Genomic DNA, 20,974 nt, shown 5'->3' with positions numbered 1-20,974 from the left:
CCGCAGAATTACTTGAACCGCCGCTCCACCCCTTTCTCCACCAGAATCTTCGCCGAAATCTCTTCCACCGAAAAATGGGTAGAGTTGATGTGCGGGATGTTCTCGCGGCGGAACAGGTTCTCCACCTCGCGCACTTCAAACTCGCACTGGGCGTAGCTCGAATAGCGGCTGTTAGGCTTGCGCTCGTTGCGGATCGCGGTGAGGCGATCCGGGTCGATGGTCAGCCCGAACAGCTTGTGTTGGTGGGCGCGCAGGGTAGCGGGCAGTTGCAGGCGCTCCATGTCGTCTTCGGTCAGCGGGTAGTTGGCCGCACGGATGCCGAATTGCATGGCCATGTACAGGCAGGTCGGGGTTTTGCCACAACGGGACACGCCTACCAGGATCAGGTCGGCCTTGTCGTAATAGTGCGTGCGCGCGCCATCGTCGTTGTCGAGGGCGAAGTTCACCGCCTCGATCCGCTCCATGTAATTGGAGTTGCTGCCAATGGAGTGAGACTTGCCCACGGTGTAGGAAGAATGCTCGGTCAGTTCCTGTTCGAGAGGGGCCAGGAAGGTCGAGAAAATGTCGATCATGAAACCATTGGAGGTCGCGAGAATCTCACGAATATCCTGATTGACGATGGTGTCAAAAATAATCGGCCGAAAGCCGTCGGCTTCGGCGGCTTTGTTGATTTGTTGTACCATGGCCCGCGCTTTATCCGCGTTGTCGATGTACGGTCGCGTGAATTTGCTGAAGGTAATGTTTTCGAACTGCGCCAGGAGGCTTTGACCCAGGGTTTCGGCTGTAATGCCCGTACCATCGGAGATAAAGAAAGCAGATCGTTTCATTTGCACCTTGGGCCTTAAGCTAGTGACGAATCTTGGATATGATAGGCGCGATTTGCCGGCCGCCAATGGCCCGCATTCTCACTTATTTTCCAGGTCCAGGCCATACAGCTGGCAAACGCTCTCTTGAGCAGCCGGCTTCTGAGCTTTTCCAACACAGTTAGTGGAGAGATCACCTTGGTAGAGTACGTAGTTTCCCTCGATAAGCTCGGCGTCCATGATGTAGAGCATGTGGGGGGCAAGAACGCATCCCTGGGCGAGATGATCAGTAACCTTGCAGGTGCCGGTGTATCGGTGCCCGGTGGCTTTGCCACGACAGCTCAGGCTTATCGTGATTTTCTGGAACTGAGCGGCCTGAACGATCAGATCCACGCCGCCCTGGATGCCCTGGACGTCGACGACGTCAACGCCCTTGCCAAGACCGGTGCCCAGATCCGTAAATGGATCATGGAAGCCGAGTTCCCCGAGAAGCTCAACGCCGAGATCCGCACCGCGTTCGCCACGCTGTCGGCCGGCAACCCTGACATGGCCGTGGCCGTGCGCTCTTCCGCGACAGCCGAAGACTTGCCGGACGCGTCCTTCGCCGGTCAGCAGGAAACCTTCCTGAACATTCGTGGTGTCGAAAACGTCATTCGCGCCGCCAAAGAAGTATTCGCGTCGCTGTTCAACGACCGCGCGATTTCCTACCGCGTGCACCAGGGCTTCGACCACAAGCTGGTTGCCCTGTCGGCCGGCGTGCAGCGCATGGTCCGCTCCGAAACCGGCACCGCCGGTGTGATGTTCACCCTCGATACCGAATCGGGCTTCCGTGACGTGGTGTTCATCACCGGCGCCTACGGCCTGGGTGAAACCGTCGTACAAGGCGCGGTGAACCCGGATGAGTTCTACGTCCACAAAGGCACGCTGGCCGCTGGCCGCCCGGCCATCTTGCGCCGCAACCTGGGCAGCAAAGCCATCAAGATGATCTACGGCGAAGTCGCCACGGCCGGCAAGTCGGTCAAGACCATTGATGTCGACAAGGCCGATCGTGCACGCTTCTGCCTGAGCGACGCAGAAGTCAGCGAACTGGCCAAGCAAGCGATGATCATTGAAAAGCACTACAAGTGCCCGATGGACATCGAATGGGCCAAAGACGGCGACGACGGCAAGCTCTACATCGTTCAGGCGCGTCCTGAAACCGTGAAGAGCCGCACTCAGGCCAACGTGATGGAACGTTACCTGTTGAAAGAAACCGGCACTGTGCTGGTAGAAGGTCGTGCCATCGGCCAGCGCATCGGCGCCGGCAAAGTGCGGATCATCAAGGACGTGTCCGAGATGGACAAAGTCCAGCCAGGCGACGTTCTGGTGTCCGACATGACCGACCCGGACTGGGAGCCGGTGATGAAGCGCGCCAGCGCCATCGTCACCAACCGGGGCGGTCGTACCTGCCACGCCGCGATCATCGCTCGCGAGCTGGGCATCCCGGCCGTGGTCGGTTGCGGCAACGCCACCCAATTGTTGAAAGATGGCCAGGGCGTGACTGTTTCCTGCGCTGAAGGCGACACCGGTTACATCTTCGAAGGCGAACTGGGCTTCGATATCAAGAAAAACTCCGTCGATGCCATGCCGGATCTGCCGTTCAAGATCATGATGAACGTCGGCAACCCGGACCGTGCCTTCGACTTCGCACAACTGCCGAACGCCGGTGTGGGCCTGGCCCGCCTGGAGTTCATCATCAACCGCATGATCGGTGTGCACCCGAAAGCGCTGTTGAACTACGACGGTCTGCCGCAGGACATCAAGGAAAGCGTCGACAAGCGCATCGCCGGTTACGACGATCCGGTCGGCTTCTATGTCGACAAACTGGTGGAAGGTATCAGCACCCTGGCAGCAGCGTTCACGCCGAAAAAGGTCATCGTGCGTCTGTCGGACTTCAAGTCCAACGAATACGCCAACCTGATCGGCGGCAAACTGTACGAGCCGGAAGAAGAAAACCCGATGCTGGGCTTCCGTGGCGCTTCGCGTTACATCAGCGAATCGTTCCGTGACTGCTTCGAACTCGAGTGCCGCGCCCTCAAGCGTGTGCGCAACGAGATGGGCCTGACCAACGTCGAAATCATGGTGCCATTCGTCCGTACCTTGGGCGAAGCCAGCCAGGTGATCGATCTACTGGCCGAAAACGGTCTGGCTCGCGGCGAAAACGGTCTGCGCATCATCATGATGTGCGAATTGCCGTCCAACGCGATTCTGGCTGAGGAATTCCTCGAGTTCTTCGACGGTTTCTCTATCGGCTCCAACGACCTGACTCAGCTGACGCTGGGCCTGGACCGTGACTCCGGGATCATCGCTCACCTGTTCGACGAGCGTAATCCGGCGGTCAAGAAGCTGCTGGCGAACGCCATTGCCGCGTGCAACAAGGCTGGCAAGTACATCGGCATTTGCGGTCAGGGTCCTTCGGACCACCCGGACCTGGCCAAATGGCTGATGGAGCAGGGCATTGAAAGTGTTTCGCTGAACCCCGATTCCGTACTGGAAACCTGGTTCTTCCTGGCTGAAGGTCAAGCCTCGGCTTGATGGTATGAACGGGCCGCTCACTGTGGGAGCGAGCCTGCTCGCGATGGTCGTAAACGATAACGCGCGTTTGCTGGATAAACGCGTTGTTCCGGCGTCCATCGCGAGCAGGCTCGCTCCCACGGTAAGCGGCCTGTTTTGAGATTCAAGTAGGGCGGGCTCCTCCGGAAGCCGCCCTTTTTTGTGCAAGAGCATTATGCAAAGCAGCAGCAACCTATTTCCTGTCGCCCTGATCAGCGCTGAACGGCGCGGCGATCTGAGCGAAGACGTTTACCGTTTGAAACCCGGCAACAGCCCTGACGGCACGGTGGAACTGGCCGTGACCCGCCTGGGCATGGCTGACGAGCCTGCCGTGCGTGGCGTGCCGGTGATCCTGTTGCACGGCAGCTTTTCCAATCGTAGGTTCTGGTTTTCGCCCAAAGGCCTGGGCCTGGGGGCTTATCTGACTCGTTTGGGATTCGATGTGTGGATCCCGGAAATGCGCGGTCATGGCCTGTCCCAGCGCAACCAGACTTACCGCAAGAACCGCGTTGCCGACTACGCTCGTTATGATCTGCCGGCCATTGGTGCATTCGTGCGTGAGCAAAGTGGCCAGGTCCCGCACTGGATCGGTCACTCGCTGGGCGGTATTACCCTGGCGGCGGCGTTGGGTGGTGAGTACATCGGCGAGCCGGTCGTGGCGTCCGCGGCGTTCTTCGGTACGCAAGTCAGCCGCACCTACTGGCCGTTGAAAATTCCGCCGGTGGAGTGGAGCGGGCGCTTCATTCTCAAACGTTTTGCCCAGCTGTCCGGTTCACGGCTCAAGCGCGGTCCGGAGGACGAGCCGATTGGCCTGGCCCTGGAAAGCATGCGCTGGTATGGCTTGTTCGGACGCTTTGGCGATGCCGACAAGGATTGGTGGGCCGGGCTGGCCGAGGTCAAGTTGCCGATACTGGCTGTCAGCGCAGCGAGCGATCATCAGGACCCGACCTGGGCCTGTCGCAAGCTGTTCGATCAGATCGGTTCCGAGCACAAGCAATTCATCAACCTGGGCCGCGAGCAGGGTTTTGGCGACAATTTTGGTCATGTGGAAATGCTTGTCAGCAAAGCTGCACAGGCCGAAGTCTGGCCGCTGGTGGCCCGCTGGCTGGCGGATCAGCAGACGCCATTGCTCGGTGATAAACCGGATTTGGCCACAGCAATCTGAGCCTGGCGCTCTATCAAGGGCATTTCGCTCTGATCGGCTTGCGGATAAGATATGACGCGTTGCGCTTTTTCGGTCACTTTGCGACATCCTCGATTGTCTTCCTCTTTACAGGAGTTTCTCGATGAACCATTACCTCACGCCTGACCTATGCGATGCCTATCCGGAACTGGTGCAGGTGCTGGAACCGATGTTCAGCAATTTTGGCGGTCGTGATTCCTTCGGCGGCGAAATCGTGACCATCAAGTGTTTCGAAGACAACTCGCTGGTCAAGGACCAGGTCGAGCTCAAGGGGAATGGCAAAGTGTTGGTCGTCGACGGTGGCGGGTCCCTGCGCCGGGCGTTGCTCGGCGACATGCTGGCCGAGAAAGCCGCTAAAAACGGCTGGGAAGGGCTGTTGATCTATGGTTGCATCCGCGACGTCGACGTCATTGCACAAACCGATCTCGGTGTGCAGGCCCTGGCCAGCCATCCGATGAAAACCGACAAGCGCGGTATCGGTGATCTGAACGTTGCGGTGACATTTGCGGGCGTGACCTTCCAGCCGGGCCATTACATTTATGCGGACAACAACGGCGTGATCATCGCGCCAAGCCCGCTGAAGATGCCTGAATAAAGCGTCGATGCGAATTTTCGTGGCAAAAACGGGGTGAGGATGTTCGAGGAAGAAAACGCGCAGTGGGGGCTGGTACATGCCCTGGTGCTGGACGGTAAAGGCGGTGCGCGTTCGATAGCCCGGACTGAACTCGATGATTTGCAGCTGCAGGCGCATGAAAGCCTGTGGCTGCACTGGGATCGCAGTCACCCGCAAACACAGACCTGGCTGCGAAAATCCAGCGGTCTGAGTGAATTCAGTTGTGACCTGCTGCTCGAAGAGAACACCCGGCCGCGTCTTCTACAGCTTTCGGACAGCGAACTGCTGCTATTTTTGCGCGGGATCAACCTGAACCCGGGTGCAGAACCGGAAGACATGGTATCGGTGCGGATTTTCGCCTCGGCGCAGCGGGTTATTTCCCTGCGTCTGCGTCCATTGCGCGCCACCGATGAGTTGCTGGTGCAGCTCGGTGAAGGCAAAGGCCCGAAAACAGCGTCCGAGCTCATTCTTTATATGGCGCAGAACCTCACCAATAAGGTGCAGGATCTGATCAGTTGCCTCTCGGAAGTGGTCGATGAGGAAGAAGAAAAGCTGGATGCCGACGAACGGTATACACCCGAGCATGGGGCTGTTTTGCAGATCCGTCGCAGGGCTGCTGGATTGAAGCGGTTTCTCGCGCCGCAACGGGATATTTTCGGTCAGCTGACGCGGATAAAACTGCCGTGGTTCGTTGAGGACGACGGTGATTACTGGAACGAATTGAACAACAGCCTGACTCGGTATCTTGAGGAGCTGGAATTGACCCGGGAGCGGGTGGGGTTGGTCCTTGAGACCGAAGACCGGCGATTGAGCGTGCGTATGAACCGCACGATGTACCGCTTCGGGATCATCACCGGAATCTTTTTGCCGATGAGTTTCCTGACCGGTTTGCTGGGTATTAACGTCGGCGGCATTCCGTTCTCCGGGAACCCTTATGGCTTCTTGATTGCCTGCCTGATGATGGTCTCGGTGGCACTGGCGCAGTGGTGGTTATTCCGACGTTTGCGCTGGGTCTGAGGGTGAATCATGTGACCCGGGCAAATTTGGCCGCGTCTTTCACAGACATCACGAGAGGTGCGTATGCACGATCCGTTTGAACAGTCTTTGCGTGACATGCTCAATGCATCAGCGTCCACCCGGGACGACGATGCGTGCCTGGGGCGTGTACTGAAAACCGCCAACCGCCAGGTCGGCGCCGGCGATTTGTTCAGCCTGCTGGGCCGCTGGTTGCCCGCGTTGATGATCGCCCTGAATAACGGATCGGCCCATGTCTTGCCGGTTTCCCGTCACCGTAAACCTACTGTTCGCACTGCTGATAAGGCTGATTGAATATGGAACTTGATCTCTGGACACAGAGCCTCGTCACTGCAATGACTGCGTTATGGACCAAGGTTGCGAACTTCATTCCGAACCTGTTTGGTGCGCTGGTCGTGCTGTTGCTGGGGTTCGTCGTAGCCAAGCTGCTGGACACCTTGCTGTCCAAGTTACTCGCCAAACTGGGCCTTGATCGCCTGATGGGCGGCACCGGTCTGACCAAGTTGCTGTCCCGTGCCGGCCTTCAAGTGCCGATCTCGACACTGATCGGCAAGATCGTCTATTGGTTCGTTCTGCTAATATTTTTGGTTTCTGCTGCGGAATCTCTTGGACTTGAGCGAGTATCAGCTACGCTTGACATGCTTGCGTTGTATTTGCCGAAGGTATTCGGTGCCGCGCTGGTGCTGTTGGTAGGTGTTTTGCTCGCACAGCTGGCCAATGGACTGGTGCGCGGTGCAGCCGAGGGAGTAGGGCTGGATTACGCTGCTGGCCTGGGGCGAATTGCTCAGGGCCTGGTCATCATCATCAGCATTTCGGTTGCAATCAGTCAGTTGGAGGTCAAGACTGACCTGCTCAACCATGTGATTGTGATCGTTTTGATTACTGTTGGTCTGGCTGTAGCATTGGCCATGGGATTGGGAAGCCGGGACATTGCCGGCCAGATTCTTGCGGGAATTTACGTGCGTGAGTTGTACCAGGTTGGGCAACAAGTACGTGTTGGCGAGGTCGAAGGTCAGATCGAAGAGATCGGCACGGTTAAAACCACATTGCTGACCGACGAGGGTGAGCTAGTCTCTCTCTCCAATCGGATCCTCCTGGAGCAGCATGTGAGTAGCCGCTAACCCGGCAAACCCTGCTAATGTATGCCGCCGCAAAATGCCCTGAATGGGCTGCGGCGGACATTGACCTGACTGTCGGCCCGACTTGTTTTGAATAAAGCTCAATCGCTCTCCACGCGCTACGACCCCCGCGAGCTCTCTGATGAGGAGCTGGTCGCGCGCTCGCATTCCGAGCTGTTTCATGTGACGCGCGCCTATGAAGAACTGATGCGGCGTTACCAGCGAACATTATTTAACGTCTGTGCACGATATCTTGGGAACGATCGCGACGCAGACGATGTCTGTCAGGAAGTGATGTTGAAGGTGTTGTACGGCCTGAAGAATTTCGAGGGCAAATCGAAGTTCAAAACGTGGTTGTACAGCATCACCTACAACGAATGCATCACACAGTATCGGAAGGAACGGCGAAAGCGTCGCTTGATGGACGCTTTGAGTCTTGACCCCCTTGAGGAAGCGTCCGAAGAAAAGGCGCCGAAACCCGAGGAGAAAGGTGGACTTGATCGCTGGCTGGTGTATGTGAACCCGATTGACCGCGAAATTCTGGTGCTACGATTTGTCGCAGAGCTGGAATTTCAGGAGATCGCAGACATCATGCACATGGGCTTGAGTGCAACAAAAATGCGGTACAAACGCGCTCTAGACAAATTGCGTGAGAAATTTGCAGGCATTGCCGAAACTTAGTTCGGCGCAAATATCTCTTACGTGTAGGCAAGTTCTGATAGACTTGCCGCCGAGTTGTCCCTGTTTGAGGGACTGCTTTACAATCACCAGATGGGGATTTAACGGATGAAACTGAAAAACACCTTGGGCTTGGCCATTGGTACTCTTATTGCCGCTACTTCTTTCGGCGCATTGGCACAAGGCCAAGGCGCAGTTGAAGGCGAGCTCAACTACGGGAAAAAGTACAACGACAGCATTAATGACGTTGAAAACGGCTACACTCCTGGCGCCTCCATCGGTTACTTCTTGACCGACGACGTGTCGTTGAACGCTACCTACAACGAGTTAGACTACACCCGTTCGGACAACAACACTGGCGATCAGAAAATCCGTGGCGACCAGTTTGGTCTGAACGCTCAGTACCACTTCAACAACGCTGGCGACGCTCTGCGTCCTTACGTTCAGGGTGGCGTTAAGCACGGCAGCATGACCAACGTAGCCGATGACGGCCACACTGGTCGCGATCAGTCGACTTTCCTGACTGCTGGCGCTGGCGTTAAGTACTACTTCCTCGAAAACTTCTTCGCCCGTGCTGGCGTAGAAGCTGACTACAAGCTGGACAACGGCCGTTGGGACTACATCCCGTCCGTGGGTCTGGGTGTGAACTTCGGTGGCGGCAACAAGCCTGTTGCCCCAGCTCCAGTTCCAGCACCGGCTCCAGAGCCAGTTGCAGAAGCTCCAGTTGCTGAAGTTGTTCGTGTTGAGCTGGACGTGAAGTTCGACTTCAACAAGTCGGTCGTCAAGCCTAACAGCTACGGCGACATCAAAAACCTCGCTGACTTCATGAAGCAGTACCCAGCCACCAACACTACTGTTGAAGGTCACACTGACTCCGTCGGTCCTGACGCTTACAACCAGAAACTGTCCGAGCGTCGCGCTAACGCCGTTAAGCAGGTTCTGACCAACCAGTACGGTGTTTCGCCTTCCCGCGTTCAGTCTGTTGGCTACGGCAAAACCCGCCCAATTGCTGACAACAGCACTGAAGCTGGTCGCGCTGCTAACCGTCGCGTAGAAGCGAAGGTTGAAGCTCAAGCTAACTAATTAGCTCGCAGCTCCGAGAAAAGCCCGGCTTAGGCCGGGCTTTTCTTTGTCTGCGATTTGGGTTGTGGGAGCGAGCCTGCTCGCGAAGGTCGTCAACGAAAACGCTTTATGCCTGACATGCCGTGGCGTCCTCAGGTTCATCGCGAGCAAGCTCGCTCCTACAATTCGTTGCATCACCGGCCGCAACAGCTCCGATGACCAAAATGGCCGGGCTCTTGAGTTCGAAGCTACAGGCATCTTCTTCCATGCCTGTCAGGTCACTCCGACATTCGCGCTGATGTGGCAGTGAAGCGTTTTCAATCATCGCCACGGGCGTATCTGCCGCCATCCCACCGGCCAGCAGTTGCTCGCGAATCTCGCTCAGTCTGGCCACTCCCATATACACCACCAGCGTCGTGCCACCTTGAGCCAGGGCTCGCCAGTTCAGGCTGCTGTCGTCCTGAGTGTGGGCGGTCACCAGCGTCACGCCGCGTGCCACCCCCCGCAAGGTCAGCGGAATATCGCATTGCGTCGCGCCAGCCAGTCCGGCGGTGATGCCATTGACCAGTTCGACGTCGATCCCGCGCTCGCGCAACCACTGCGCCTCTTCACCCCCTCGGCCAAAAATGCACGGGTCGCCGCCCTTGAGTCGCACAACGCATTTACCGTGACGGGCATAGCGCAGCATCAGGCGATGAATGAATGCCTGAGGCGTGGAGCGACAGCCCCCGCGCTTGCCCACGGCAATGATTCGCGCCTGAGTGCAATGCTCCAGCACCGCGTCATTCACCAGATCATCGATCAGCACCACATCCGCTGCCCTCAACGCCCGTACTGCCTTGAGCGTCAGTAATTCCGGATCCCCAGGCCCCGCACCTACCAGCCAGACTTTTGCACTCATGGTCTTTTCCTCATGCGATGACGGCGATGGGCTGCGCGGTGGCAGCCAGCAACCGTTTGATTTCCGGGACGCAGGAGCCGCATTGCGTGCCGCAACCCAATTCTTGTTTCAAACCCTGCAAGTCCAGGCCACGGCTGATGCCGGCGCACACTGCGGTTTGGCTGACGTTCTTGCAGTTACACAAGGTTTTGTTGCCGGCGACCGGCGTATCGATGTTGCCCGGTGGCGCGCTCAGCGGTGCGAGCAGCCAGCGCCGCAGTTGTTCGTCGGCGCGACCTTCCATCCACAGGTTCTGCAACCAGTGTTGGGCGACGGTTTCGCCGGCCAGGCGAATCGCGGTGATTCGACCGCTTTCGATGCGTACCCGTTTGCCGATGGAACGCCGTGGGTCGTCGTAAGCCAATACAGGGCCTTCGTTGAGTCCCAGGCAATGATCGATCTCGCACAACAGTTCGGTCTCCGGCGCTGAGGCGCTGGCAGCGCGTATAAGCAGCGCGGGGCGCTCCCGACCTGTCAGGCTGAGGCTTACGTAGGAAAACGCCTCACAAAGCGGTCGTAGCGTCTCAAAATGCTGTTGGACATTGCCCTCGACCAGGGCGAACAGATGCCAGGGGAGGTGCACGGGCTCCAGGCGCACACCGCTGTGCTTGAGTTCCGGTTGTTTCGACAAGGGATCGAACGCCGGTTGGGTGATCGCATTAACGCCGCCCTTGAGGAAGCGGTCGCCCCAATGCATGGGCAGAAATGCCTGGCCAGGGCGCACATCATCGTCGCTGCCCACCGCGACAATCACTGCGCCGCGACGACTTTTCAGGCTGACAAGGTCGCCCGATTGCAGCCGGTGCCTGCGCAGTTCATCCGGGTGCAGGCTCAACACGGCTTCACTGACGTGGCCGAAAAGCTGCGCGGCGGTGCCGGTGCGGCTCATGCCATGCCATTGATCACGCAGGCGGCCAGTGATCAGGGTCAGTGGAAAACGGGCATCACGTTGTTCCTTGGCCGCACGATACGGGTCGGCAACGAACTGCGCTCGACCGCTGGCCGTCGGGAAAACCCCGTCCAGGTACAGTCGCGCCGTCCCTTCGCTCGCGCCCTCGGGGAACGGCCATTGCTGGGGGCCTAGGAGGTCAATCAGGTCATGACTGAGGCCGGACAAGTCCAGATCACGGCCGCGGGTCAGTAACTTGTATTCGTCGAACACCTGCGCCGGCGTTTCAAAGGCGTGGGTCACCGAGTTGAATGCAGCAGATACCGAGCAAACCCGTGAAAGCCGGATGCACACCCTGCTCCAGGCGGGCATGGATTGGCTTGAGGGTGCCAAAGGGCCTGGGCTCAACCTGCTGAATATCGCCGGACGTACGGGGTTGATCGTCGCGTTGACGGTGGTGCTGCGCCAGATCGTCGCTTACAACGTCGAGCACGCTCTGCGCGAAGGCGATTCACCTGAGGCCTCCCGTGCATGGGCAGTGGTCGCGATATCAATGATCGGCCCGGCGCTAACCTTGGTAGGGGCCATTCGAAATGAGTGTGACGGGACCGCTAATTTAGCGTCACGTCTGGGGCGTGTTTGCATGGCCAGCATTACGATGGGGTCACTGATTGCGGCGCATCTCACTGGCGCGTCTGAAAGGTTACTGTCGGCGGTGGTCGGCGGGTCGATTTATACGCTGGCCAGAGGCTTGGCCAACGTCTTCATTCCATTGCATGACAACGCGAATCCCGCCACCGCCGCGACCACCGGAGTCGCGACCGCTGCCTATGGTGTGGCTCAGTTTTTACTGGCGGAGCTGGGGCAGCTGGCACCGTTGAGCGGCGCGGCCCGAGCAGCTGCAGAACTGGGTTACAGTCTGGGCGCTGACGCAATCCAGGGGCTATTGAATGGCTTTGGCGTTGTCGTGGACGACCTCGTCGCCATTTTTTGCAAGAGTTTGCACATGCTATCTCCCAACCCGGGGATGGACTCGGTATTTTCTGACCCGGAAGCGTTGCAGCAAGTGGTTTTGGAAGTGCGCGCCAGTGTTCAGCGACCGACTCGAACACAGTTGGCGGATGCACTACTCAATATCGGGGCGTTGCGTCTCTCGGCGGGGCACGCCTTCGGTTTGGTGATGGGCGCGGTAGCATCTTTGTTGAGTAGTTCCGAGATCGAAGAAGGTTATCAGGGCCATGTCATGAGCGGGTGCCTGGCCCTGATGGCGATGATTATTTACTTTCCACTGGTTTTTGGCAGTGCCAAGCGCACCGATAACCTCTACGAGCTGAAGGAGACTGCGGTGCCTTGAGCCAAGGCAAAGAGGTCGCCTGTCTCTGTGAACCCCGGCTATAATCGCCGCCACTTTTCGTAGCCCAGAGTCAAACCCGCCCATGTACACCCTGGCCCGTCAGCTGTTGTTCAAACTTTCCCCGGAAACCTCCCATGATCTGTCCCTGGACCTGATCGGCGCGGGCGGGCGTTTGGGCCTCAACGGCTTGCTGTGCAAGGCCCCGGCGAAAATGCCGGTGAGCGTCATGGGCCTGGACTTCCCGAACCCGGTGGGTCTCGCGGCCGGCCTGGACAAGAATGGCGCGGCCATCGACGGTTTTGCCCAACTGGGTTTTGGTTTCGTCGAAATCGGCACCATCACCCCACGCCCGCAGCCAGGTAACCCGAAACCACGGATTTTCCGACTGCCGGAAGCCGAAGCGATCATCAACCGCATGGGCTTCAACAACCTCGGCGTCGATCACCTGCTGGCCCGCGTGGCAGCGGCCAAGTACAAGGGCGTGCTGGGCATCAACATCGGCAAGAATTTCGATACGCCGGTTGAGCGTGCGGTCGACGACTACCTGATCTGCCTGGACAAGGTTTACGCCCACGCCAGCTACGTGACGGTCAACGTCAGTTCGCCGAATACCCCGGGCCTGCGCAGCCTGCAATTTGGTGATTCGTTGAAGCAGTTGCTCGCCGACCTGGCCACACGTCGGGCGGAACTGGCGCTGCGTCATGGCAAACATGTCCCGCTGGCGATCAAGATCGCACCGGACATGACCGACGAAGAAACCGCTCAGGTCGCACACGCGCTGATCGAAACCGGCATGGACGCGGTGATTGCCACCAACACCACCCTCAGCCGTGTCGGCGTCGAAGGCATGGAGCACGGTGATGAAGCGGGCGGTCTGTCCGGCGCTCCGGTTCGTGACAAGAGCACCCACACCGTTAAGGTGCTGGCCTCGGAGTTGGCCGGTCGTTTGCCCATCATCGCCGTGGGCGGCATCACCGAAGGCAAGCACGCGGCTGAGAAAATCGCTGCCGGTGCGAGCCTGGTGCAGCTCTATTCCGGTTTCATCTACAAAGGCCCGGCGTTGATTCGTGAATCCGTGGATGCCATCGCCGCCCTGCGCTGATTGTGTAGCAGCTGCCGAGCTCGCGAGGCTGCGTTCGGCTGCGCAGCAGTCGTAAAATCAGACACCGCGGTCTTGCAGATACACCTTACATGCAAGGTTTACGACGGCTTCGCCGCCGAACGCAGCCTCGCAGGCTCGGCAGCTGCTACAGGAATAACGCAGCCTCGCAGGCTCGGCAGCTGCTACAGGAATTGTGTTTCGGCGAAAAGCGGGCATAAAAAAGGGCTCCTTGAAGGAGCCCCTGGGCCGGAGCCCGCCGTCCGGATGGGACGTGCGTGGTTAATTCATTCAGTCATCAGATTGTCGTGTCGGAGTGAATAAGCCCTGTAATTAGCCGACGGCGTGAAGTTCGTTGAGTCTATGGATTCCCGCAGTGCCGGTCATACCGTCCCAGTTGTCGCCGCGTCCTTCTCGCCAGCCATTGATCCAGGCTTGGCGTACCGACGGTAGAGTAAATGGGCAAAGCTCACGGGATTTGCCACCAACGCCATATTGATATCCGCGCAAAAATGCTCTTTCCAACGGATCACGCTTAAGTCTTCTCATAGGGTGTTGCCCTCACTTGTTGACTGTATTTATCGCGTCGACCTCAATCGAGGTCTGGCAGAAAAATTCTGCCGTTGGCGGCTCGCTGCCGGCGTCGCGAGCCAAGGTGTTGGCGTCATTGCGGCGCCAACCTGTATTGAGTTCTAACCAATGCGTCACATCGAGGGAATGATCGTTTTGTCATAAGAACGTAACCATTTAGGTGGTATGGCCATAAGTAACGCGATGTTTGTCGCATATTTATTGACCAAACCCCGGTATGATCGGCCCCCCGCTGGCTGGCGGGGCTATTCCTTCAGTGGGGTTGGCCCTGTAGTGCCGGGGGACTATTCGACGAAGGGTCGACTTGTGACATTTTGTTGCATCAACTTTTTTATCTGTCCTTGCATCTAAGCTCATTTAACCCGAGCAGCAGGGGTGGAACGGCACACCTTCGTGCCACGCGGGCGCTCTTCGAGAAAAGCGCCTGATTGAAAACCGGACCGGCAATGCGTTGCCCGTTCACTCAGCTAAAGGTTCTGGAATTCCCATGTCCGATCGTTTCGAACTCTTCCTCACATGCCCCAAAGGCCTTGAAGGCCTGCTCATCGAGGAAGCCGTCGGGCTTGGCCTTGAAGAAGCGCGTGAACACACCTCTGCCGTGCGCGGCATGGCTACCATGGAAACCGCTTATCGCCTGTGCCTGTGGTCGCGTCTGGCGAACCGGGTGCTGCTGGTGCTCAAGCGTTTCCCGATGAAGGACGCCGAAGACCTGTACCACGGCGTGCTCGATATCGAGTGGCAAGACCACATGCTCAATGACGGCACCCTGGCCGTCGAGTTCAGCGGTCACGGCTCGGGCATCGACAACACCCATTTCGGCGCCTTGAAAGTCAAAGACGCGATCGTCGATAAACTGCGCACGCCGCAGGGCGACCGTCCGTCGATCGACAAACTCAACCCGGACCTGCGCATTCACCTGCGTCTGGACCGTGGCGAAGCGATTCTCTCCCTCGACCTCTCAGGCCATAGCCTGCACCAGCGCGGTTATCGCCTGCAGCAGGGCGCGGCGCCGCTGAAGGAAAACCTCGCGGCGGCCATCCTGATCCGTTCCGGCTGGCCGCGTATTGCGGCCGATGGCGGCGCGCTGGCTGACCCAATGTGCGGTGTGGGTACGTTCCTCGTCGAAGCGGCGATGATCGCCGCCGATATGGCGCCGAACCTGCGCCGTGAGCAATGGGGCTTTACTGCCTGGCTTGGCCACGTGCCGGCGCTGTGGAAAAAGCTCCATGAAGAAGCCACCGAACGCGCCGCTGCCGGCCTGGCCAAGCCACCGCTGTGGATTCGCGGTTACGAAGCTGACCCGCGCCTGATTCAACCGGGCCGTAACAACGTTGAACGTGCCGGCCTGAGCGAGTGGATCAAGATCTACCAGGGCGAAGTCGGGACGTTCGAACCACGTCCGGACCAGAACCAGAAAGGCCTGGTGATCTGCAACCCGCCCTACGGCGAGCGTCTGGGCGACGAAGCGAGCCTGCTCTACCTCTACCAGAACCTCGGTGAGCGTCTGCGTCAGGCCTGCCTGAACTGGGAAGCCGCTGTCTTCACAGGCGCCCCGGACCTGGGCAAGCGCATGGGCATCCGCAGCCACAAACAGTATTCGTTCTGGAACGGTGCCTTGCCGTGCAAATTGCTGCTGATCAAGGTCACTCCGGATCAGTTCGTCACCGGCGAACGTCGCACCCCGGAACAACGTCAGGTCGAGCGTGAGCAAGCTCAAGCTGAAGTCGACGTCGTCGAGAACGATGTGGCGCCGGGCAAATACGAGAAGTACAACAAGAACGGCAACCCGATCAAACCGGCCCCGGTGGTGATCGAGCAACCGCGCTTGAGCGAAGGCGGGCAGATGTTTGCCAACCGTCTGCAAAAAAACCTGAAGGCGTTGGGCAAATGGGTCAAACGTGAAGGCATCGACTGCTATCGCGTGTATGACGCCGACATGCCTGAATACTCCATGGCCATCGACTTGTATCACGACTGGGTCCACGTCCAGGAATATGCCGCGCCGAAATCCATCGATCCGGAAAAGGCCTCGGCACGCATGTTCGATGCCCTGGCAGCCATTCCGCAGGCGTTGAACATCGACAAGAGCCGTGTGGTGGTCAAGCGTCGCGAACGGCAGAGCGGCACCAAACAGTACGAGCGCCAGGCTGCACAGGGCAAATTCGTCGAGGTGAACGAAGGCGGCGTGAAGCTGCTGGTGAACCTCACCGACTACCTCGATACCGGGCTGTTCCTCGATCACCGGCCGATGCGCATGCGGATTCAGAAAGAGGCGGCCGGCAAACGCTTCCTCAATTTGTACTGCTACACCGCGACCGCCAGTGTTCACGCGGCCAAGGGCGGTGCGCGCAGCACCACCAGTGTCGACTTGTCGAAAACCTATCTGGACTGGGCGCGTCGCAACCTGTCGCTGAACGGTTTCTCGGACAAGAACCGTCTGGAGCAGGGCGATGTGATGGTCTGGCTCGACGCCTGCCGTGAAGAGTACGACCTGATTTTCATCGACCCGCCGACGTTCTCCAACTCCAAGCGCATGGAAGGGATCTTCGACGTGCAGCGTGACCAGGTGCAATTGATCGACCTGGCGATGGCGCGTCTGGCACCGGGTGGGGTGTTGTACTTCTCCAACAACTTCCGCAAGTTCGAGCTGGAGCCAAACCTCGCCGAGCGTTACGCGGTCGAGGAAATCACCGCACAGACCATCGACCCGGACTTTTCCCGTAACGGCAAGATACACCGCGCCTGGAAAATCATGGCGCGTTGACGGTTAGCACTGTAGGAGCGAGTTCGCTCGCGATGGACTCGAGAGCACCGCGTGTATTCAGAAGGCACGCGTTATCGTTATCGCCCATCGCGAGCAAGCTCGCTCCTACAGTTACAGTTACGGTGCTGGTCAAATTAGTGGCTAATAGCTATAACTCAACGCATGGCCAAAGGGCTTCCCGCACCTGGCGTTTTGAGTTGCGCTTATGTCGTTGCACGCCGTGCGCCCGAAGATCCTGGGTTTCATCAGCGAAGACGTTTCGGCCTGGCTGGTCGCGCTCCTGGTATTGCTCGTCGGCGGGATTCTCACGGGGTTACTCACCTGGTCGACGCTGAATCTTTTTCATCATCAATTGCGGCAACGTTTCCAACTGCTGGCCAGTGAACGTTACAGCCGTATCGAAGAACGTTTCGAAGATCAGGAACAGCGCCTCGATGGCCTGCGCCGGTTCTTCGTCAATTCCGAGTCGGTGTCCCGAGCGGAATTCGACGGCTACACCCAACCGCTGTTGCACCGGACTCAGGCGTACTCGTTTGCTGAGCGGGTAAGCGGTGCCGAACGCGGGGCTTTCGAGCGCCGGGTGCGGGACGAGGGGGTGAGTGATTTCACCCTTCGTGAGCTCAGTGCCGGTGGCCAACTGCAACTGGCGGCCGAGCGGGATGAGTATGTGGTGGTGCTGTATAGCCAGACACAAAGTAAACTGGGCGCGCCGCTGGGCTACGACTTGCTGGCCCAACCCCTGCGTCGGTCTACCCTTGAACGGGCCGACCAGCATGGCGGCATGGCAGTATCCCAACCGATGAATCTGGTCAGTATCGAGCCCGCTTATGCCCGGGGTGTGCTACTCGTCGCGCCGGTCATGCCTCGCAATAACCCTGAACCGACGACGAAGAAACCGTTCGGTTACGTGATGGCGGTCATCAGCATGCGTCAGTTGCTGGCAGATGGTTTGCCAGAGGCGGACCGTGACTATTTATCGGTGCGCATTCTCGATTTATCCACAGACGATCAGCACGAAGTGCTTTATCAATCCCCCAACACACCGGCCGTCAGTGAGTTGGCCGCGACCCGGCTGCTGCGCTTGGCCGATCACGACTACCAGGTCGAGATTCAACCCAGCGAGGCCTTTGTACAAGCCAACCATTCTTCGGTGAGCAGTCTGGTGGTATTGGGCGGTTTGCTCAGCCTATTGCTCAGTGCCTTGCTGTATGTGCTGGTCAGCCAGCGACAACGGGCGCTGAAGATGGTCGAACAGCGGACCCAGGAGCTGCGTGCCCGTGAACAGGAGTTGCGCGGCACCCATGGCCAGTTACGCGGCGTGCTGAATGCAGCGACCCAAGTGGCGATCATCGCCACCGACCTGCGCGGGGTCATCAGCACCTTCAACGCCGGAGCCGAGCAAATGCTCGGTTACGCCAGCATTGAGGTGGTGAGGCACATGACCCTGGAACACCTGCATCTGCCCCGAGAGCTTGTCGCACGTTCGGTGGAGTTGAGCGCTCGTTATGGAAAGCCGGTGCCGACGTGCCAGGCGATGCTGGTCGAGGGTGGCGAGAAGGGGGGGCACGAAGCGCGAGAGTGGACGCTGGTCCGCAGCGATGGCAGCCACCTGGCGGTGAACATGCTGGCGACCCCGGTCCTCGATGAGCAAGGCCTGTGGGTCGGACACCTGGCGATCTGTATCGACATCACCGAACGCAAGCGGGTCCATGAGGCATTGGCGGCACGGGACTTGTTGTTGAAGAAACTCAGCGCCCATGTGCCTGGCGGGATCTACCAGTTCAAGATGGAATTCGATGGTCGTTTCAGTGTGATCTACGCCAGTGATGGCATTCGTGAGATCTACGAACTCGAGCCCGACATACTGCTGCTGAATGCCGAAGCGATTTTTACCCGGATTCATCCTCAGGACTCCACCCGGTTTCGTGCCTCGATCCGGGCCTCGGCGGACACCCTCAGTCCGTGGCGGGAGGAGTATCGCGTGCAGCTGCCTCAGCGTGGGCTGCGTTGGGTCCGGGGCGAGGCAACCCCGGAGGAGTTACCCGGCGGCGGTGTGCTGTGGCATGGCTATATCTCGGACATCTCCGACCTGAAGCGCGTGGAAGAAGAGTTGCGAGCGCTGTCGGTCACCGACGCCCTGACCGGCATCTATAACCGCCGCTATTTCCAGGAACGGCTGACCACCGAAATGGCCCGTGTCGAGCGCGGCAGTGGCGAGCTGTCGGTGATCATGCTCGATATCGACCACTTCAAACGGATCAATGACCTGCACGGTCACGCGGTGGGCGATCGGGTGCTGCAGGCAGTGTGTGAGCGCATTGGTCATCGGCTGAGGCGCACCGACGTGTTCTGTCGTCTGGGCGGCGAAGAATTCATGGTGCTTTGCCCGGATATCGACGGCAAACACGCTCACGTCCTGGCCTCGCAACTATGGCAAGGCTTGCGCAGTTCACCCATCGACGGCGTCGGGACGGTGACCGCGAGTTTCGGGATTGCCAGTTGGCGCGTCGGCGAGGGCGCGGATGCGCTGTTGTTGCGGGCGGATTCGGGGGTGTATGCGGCGAAGCAGGCAGGACGGGATCGGGTTGAGGGGGCGCTGAATTAGGGCTGCATGCCGACCCCTGTGGGAGCGAGCCTGCTCGCGATAGCGGTCTGTCAGTCACATCATTGCTGAATGTGCCGCCGTCATCGCGAGCAGGCTCGCTCCCACATTAGGGATCGGTGGTGCTTTACAGGGCCGACGCGGTCGTCGGCAGTTTTGGCTGGCGATACAGGTCCAGCAGCACCTGATCCAGCACCGAGGACGCGCCAAACGGTGCTTTATCGTTGAGGATCGCTACCACCGCCCAGGTATTGCCGTTGACGTCGCGGCTGAAGCCGGAAATCGCGCGCACGGTGTTCAGGGTGCCGGTCTTGACGTGGGCTTCACCGCGCATCGCAGTGGTCTTCAGGCGCTTGCGCATGGTGCCGTCGGTACCGGCAATCGGCAGCGAACTGATGAACTCGGCGGCGTACGGGCTGTGCCATGCGGCTTGCAACATCGCGGCCATTTCCCGCGCACTCACACGTTCGGCACGGGAAAGGCCAGAGCCGTTTTCCATTACCAGGTGCGGTGCGGTGATGCCTTTCTTCGCCAGCCACTGACGTACAACACGCTGCGCCGCTTTGGCGTCGTCGGCGTCGGCGTCGGTGCGGAATTTTTGGCCCAGGCTCAGGAACAGCTGCTGAGCCATGGTGTTGTTGCTGTATTTGTTGATGTCACGAATGATTTCCGCGAGGTCAGGCGAGAAGGCACGAGCCAGGACCTTGGCGTTGCCGGGTGTCGGCGCCAGACGATCCTTGCCCTGAATGCTGCCACCCAGTTCCTTCCAGATCGCCCGCACGGCACCGGCGGTGTAGGTCGCATGGTCGAGCAGCGACAGGTAAGTCTGGGAGCTACAGCCATCGCCCAACTGACCGCCAACCGTCACGGTCACGCTGCCATCGGCCTGGGGCACCGGGTTGTACCGCACGCCACCGGTGCATTGCTTGGAGTTGATGGCTTTGACCTGGTTTTCGATGTTGATGCTGGCAATCGGAGGTTCTACCGAGATCAGCACTCGGCCATTATCGTTGCGCGCCACAAAGCGCAAGGCCTTGAGGTTGACCATCAGCGAGTCGGGCTTGACCAGGAACGGCTTGTTCTCGTCATTGCCGTCATCGTTGAACTCGGGCAATTGCGGCTGTACGAAGAAACTGCGGTCCAGCACCAGGTCGCCGGTGATTTGCGTCACGCCATTGGCGCGCAGGTCGCGCATCAGCAGCCAGAGTTTTTCCATGTTCAGTTTTGGATCACCGCCACCCTTGAGGTAGAGGTTACCGTTGAGGATGCCGCCGCTCAGGGTGCCGTCGGTATAAAATTCGGTTTTCCACTGGTGATTCGGACCGAGCATTTCCAGCGCTGCGTAAGTCGTGACCAACTTCATGGTCGAGGCCGGGTTGACCGAGACGTCCGCGTTGAAAATGGTCGGGGTGCCGGGACCGGTGAGCGGGATCATCACCAGCGACAGGGCGTTGTCCTGCAGTTTGCTGGCCTTGAGGGCTTTTTCGACATTGGGCGACAGGGCGGTGTTAATGGTTTCAGCGGAGACGGAGAGGGCCAGCGGGAGAAGAAAACCGGCCAGCAACAATGGACGCAAAGATTTGATCATTTGAAATAAAACCCTACAGCCGAGGGGAAAAAGACGAGGGCATGAAGATAAATTCCCTCAGTG

Annotated in this window: 16 protein-coding genes and 1 pseudogene; 12 read left to right on the top strand and 5 right to left on the bottom strand. The window is 58.8% G+C overall.

Translation table 11 applies throughout. From position 1 onward, the window contains the following. Positions 1-8: 8 nt before the first annotated feature. Positions 9-827, bottom strand: a complete 819-nt coding sequence (gene ppsR / locus AC1MDT_RS13635) for a posphoenolpyruvate synthetase regulatory kinase/phosphorylase PpsR (protein WP_480422509.1) — start codon at positions 825-827, stop codon at positions 9-11. Positions 828-1,001: 174 nt separating this feature from the next. On the opposite strand from ppsR, the gene ppsA reads away from it, so the two are divergent. The 8 genes from ppsA to AC1MDT_RS13595 all read left to right on the top strand — a co-directional run bounded on the left by ppsA (position 1,002) and on the right by AC1MDT_RS13595 (position 9,105). Continuing rightward, positions 1,002-3,377, top strand: coding sequence for a phosphoenolpyruvate synthase (gene ppsA / locus AC1MDT_RS13630; protein WP_480422508.1), 2,376 nt, complete (start codon positions 1,002-1,004; stop codon positions 3,375-3,377). 193 nt (positions 3,378-3,570) lie between these two features. Further along, complete coding sequence (locus AC1MDT_RS13625; protein WP_480422507.1) at positions 3,571-4,560, top strand: alpha/beta fold hydrolase; 990 nt, start codon at positions 3,571-3,573, stop codon at positions 4,558-4,560. A gap of 121 nt (positions 4,561-4,681) precedes the next feature. Further along, the gene (gene rraA / locus AC1MDT_RS13620; RefSeq protein ID WP_480422506.1) at positions 4,682-5,173 is read left to right on the top strand and encodes a ribonuclease E activity regulator RraA; all 492 of its coding nucleotides are present in this window, start codon (positions 4,682-4,684) and stop codon (positions 5,171-5,173) included. A 39-nt stretch (positions 5,174-5,212) separates the two neighbouring features. Further along, complete coding sequence (locus AC1MDT_RS13615) at positions 5,213-6,208, top strand: zinc transporter ZntB (RefSeq protein WP_480422505.1); 996 nt, start codon at positions 5,213-5,215, stop codon at positions 6,206-6,208. A gap of 63 nt (positions 6,209-6,271) precedes the next feature. Further along, positions 6,272-6,520 carry a CrfX protein gene (locus tag AC1MDT_RS13610; RefSeq protein WP_480422504.1) on the top strand — a complete coding sequence of 83 codons (249 nt, stop codon included), beginning with the start codon at positions 6,272-6,274 and terminating at the stop codon, positions 6,518-6,520. Between the two features lie 2 nt (positions 6,521-6,522). Continuing rightward, complete coding sequence (locus AC1MDT_RS13605; protein ID WP_429369237.1) at positions 6,523-7,347, top strand: mechanosensitive ion channel family protein; 825 nt, start codon at positions 6,523-6,525, stop codon at positions 7,345-7,347. 87 nt (positions 7,348-7,434) lie between these two features. Further along, entirely contained in the window at positions 7,435-8,025 is a 591-nt protein-coding gene (gene sigX, locus AC1MDT_RS13600) for an RNA polymerase sigma factor SigX (protein ID WP_026331741.1), read from the top strand. 105 nt (positions 8,026-8,130) lie between these two features. After that, positions 8,131-9,105 carry an OmpA family protein gene (locus AC1MDT_RS13595; RefSeq protein WP_480422503.1) on the top strand — a complete coding sequence of 325 codons (975 nt, stop codon included), beginning with the start codon at positions 8,131-8,133 and terminating at the stop codon, positions 9,103-9,105. Between the two features lie 106 nt (positions 9,106-9,211). Here AC1MDT_RS13595 and cobA read toward each other — a convergent pair whose 3' ends face one another. Both cobA and AC1MDT_RS13585 read right to left on the bottom strand, forming a co-directional pair. Then, positions 9,212-9,985: a uroporphyrinogen-III C-methyltransferase gene (gene cobA, locus AC1MDT_RS13590; protein WP_480422502.1), complete on the bottom strand. Its 774-nt coding sequence runs from the start codon at positions 9,983-9,985 to the stop codon at positions 9,212-9,214. A gap of 10 nt (positions 9,986-9,995) precedes the next feature. Continuing rightward, positions 9,996-11,207 (bottom strand): annotated as a pseudogene (locus AC1MDT_RS13585) (nitrate reductase); the annotation flags it as partial. A 52-nt stretch (positions 11,208-11,259) separates the two neighbouring features. On the opposite strand from AC1MDT_RS13585, the gene AC1MDT_RS13580 reads away from it, so the two are divergent. Both AC1MDT_RS13580 and AC1MDT_RS13575 read left to right on the top strand, forming a co-directional pair. Beyond that, positions 11,260-12,267 carry a hypothetical protein gene (locus AC1MDT_RS13580; RefSeq protein WP_480422501.1) on the top strand — a complete coding sequence of 336 codons (1,008 nt, stop codon included), beginning with the start codon at positions 11,260-11,262 and terminating at the stop codon, positions 12,265-12,267. Positions 12,268-12,349: 82 nt separating this feature from the next. Next, positions 12,350-13,369, top strand: coding sequence for a quinone-dependent dihydroorotate dehydrogenase (locus tag AC1MDT_RS13575; protein WP_480422500.1), 1,020 nt, complete (start codon positions 12,350-12,352; stop codon positions 13,367-13,369). Between the two features lie 330 nt (positions 13,370-13,699). On the opposite strand, the gene rmf is transcribed toward AC1MDT_RS13575, so the two are convergent. Further along, a complete protein-coding gene (rmf, locus tag AC1MDT_RS13570) occupies positions 13,700-13,915 on the bottom strand; it encodes a ribosome modulation factor (RefSeq protein WP_003223300.1) in 216 nt (71 codons plus the stop codon). A 529-nt stretch (positions 13,916-14,444) separates the two neighbouring features. On the opposite strand from rmf, the gene rlmKL reads away from it, so the two are divergent. Next, a complete protein-coding gene (rlmKL, locus tag AC1MDT_RS13565) occupies positions 14,445-16,721 on the top strand; it encodes a bifunctional 23S rRNA (guanine(2069)-N(7))-methyltransferase RlmK/23S rRNA (guanine(2445)-N(2))-methyltransferase RlmL (RefSeq protein WP_480422499.1) in 2,277 nt (758 codons plus the stop codon). Positions 16,722-16,926: 205 nt separating this feature from the next. After that, positions 16,927-19,326: a sensor domain-containing diguanylate cyclase gene (locus AC1MDT_RS13560; protein WP_480422498.1), complete on the top strand. Its 2,400-nt coding sequence runs from the start codon at positions 16,927-16,929 to the stop codon at positions 19,324-19,326. 124 nt (positions 19,327-19,450) lie between these two features. On the opposite strand, the gene dacB is transcribed toward AC1MDT_RS13560, so the two are convergent. Continuing rightward, positions 19,451-20,911 (bottom strand): D-alanyl-D-alanine carboxypeptidase/D-alanyl-D-alanine endopeptidase, encoded by a 1,461-nt coding sequence (gene dacB, locus AC1MDT_RS13555; RefSeq protein ID WP_480422497.1) that lies wholly within the window; start codon positions 20,909-20,911, stop codon positions 19,451-19,453. Positions 20,912-20,974 lie beyond the last annotated feature (63 nt).

Source organism: Pseudomonas sp. ASL7 (assembly GCF_056680375.1).
This window is presented reverse-complemented; position numbering and strand designations above follow the sequence as displayed.

Coding starts and splice junctions, on each gene's coding strand:
- ppsR (WP_480422509.1), bottom strand. CDS start 827: ATGAAACGATCTGCTTTCTTTATCTCCGATGGTACGGGCATTACAGCC.
- AC1MDT_RS13625 (WP_480422507.1), top strand. CDS start 3,571: ATGCAAAGCAGCAGCAACCTATTTCCTGTCGCCCTGATCAGCGCTGAA.
- rraA (WP_480422506.1), top strand. CDS start 4,682: ATGAACCATTACCTCACGCCTGACCTATGCGATGCCTATCCGGAACTG.
- AC1MDT_RS13615 (WP_480422505.1), top strand. CDS start 5,213: ATGTTCGAGGAAGAAAACGCGCAGTGGGGGCTGGTACATGCCCTGGTG.
- AC1MDT_RS13610 (WP_480422504.1), top strand. CDS start 6,272: ATGCACGATCCGTTTGAACAGTCTTTGCGTGACATGCTCAATGCATCA.
- AC1MDT_RS13605 (WP_429369237.1), top strand. CDS start 6,523: ATGGAACTTGATCTCTGGACACAGAGCCTCGTCACTGCAATGACTGCG.
- AC1MDT_RS13595 (WP_480422503.1), top strand. CDS start 8,131: ATGAAACTGAAAAACACCTTGGGCTTGGCCATTGGTACTCTTATTGCC.
- cobA (WP_480422502.1), bottom strand. CDS start 9,985: ATGAGTGCAAAAGTCTGGCTGGTAGGTGCGGGGCCTGGGGATCCGGAA.
- AC1MDT_RS13580 (WP_480422501.1), top strand. CDS start 11,260: ATGCACACCCTGCTCCAGGCGGGCATGGATTGGCTTGAGGGTGCCAAA.
- AC1MDT_RS13575 (WP_480422500.1), top strand. CDS start 12,350: ATGTACACCCTGGCCCGTCAGCTGTTGTTCAAACTTTCCCCGGAAACC.
- rmf (WP_003223300.1), bottom strand. CDS start 13,915: ATGAGAAGACTTAAGCGTGATCCGTTGGAAAGAGCATTTTTGCGCGGA.
- rlmKL (WP_480422499.1), top strand. CDS start 14,445: ATGTCCGATCGTTTCGAACTCTTCCTCACATGCCCCAAAGGCCTTGAA.
- AC1MDT_RS13560 (WP_480422498.1), top strand. CDS start 16,927: ATGTCGTTGCACGCCGTGCGCCCGAAGATCCTGGGTTTCATCAGCGAA.
- dacB (WP_480422497.1), bottom strand. CDS start 20,911: ATGATCAAATCTTTGCGTCCATTGTTGCTGGCCGGTTTTCTTCTCCCG.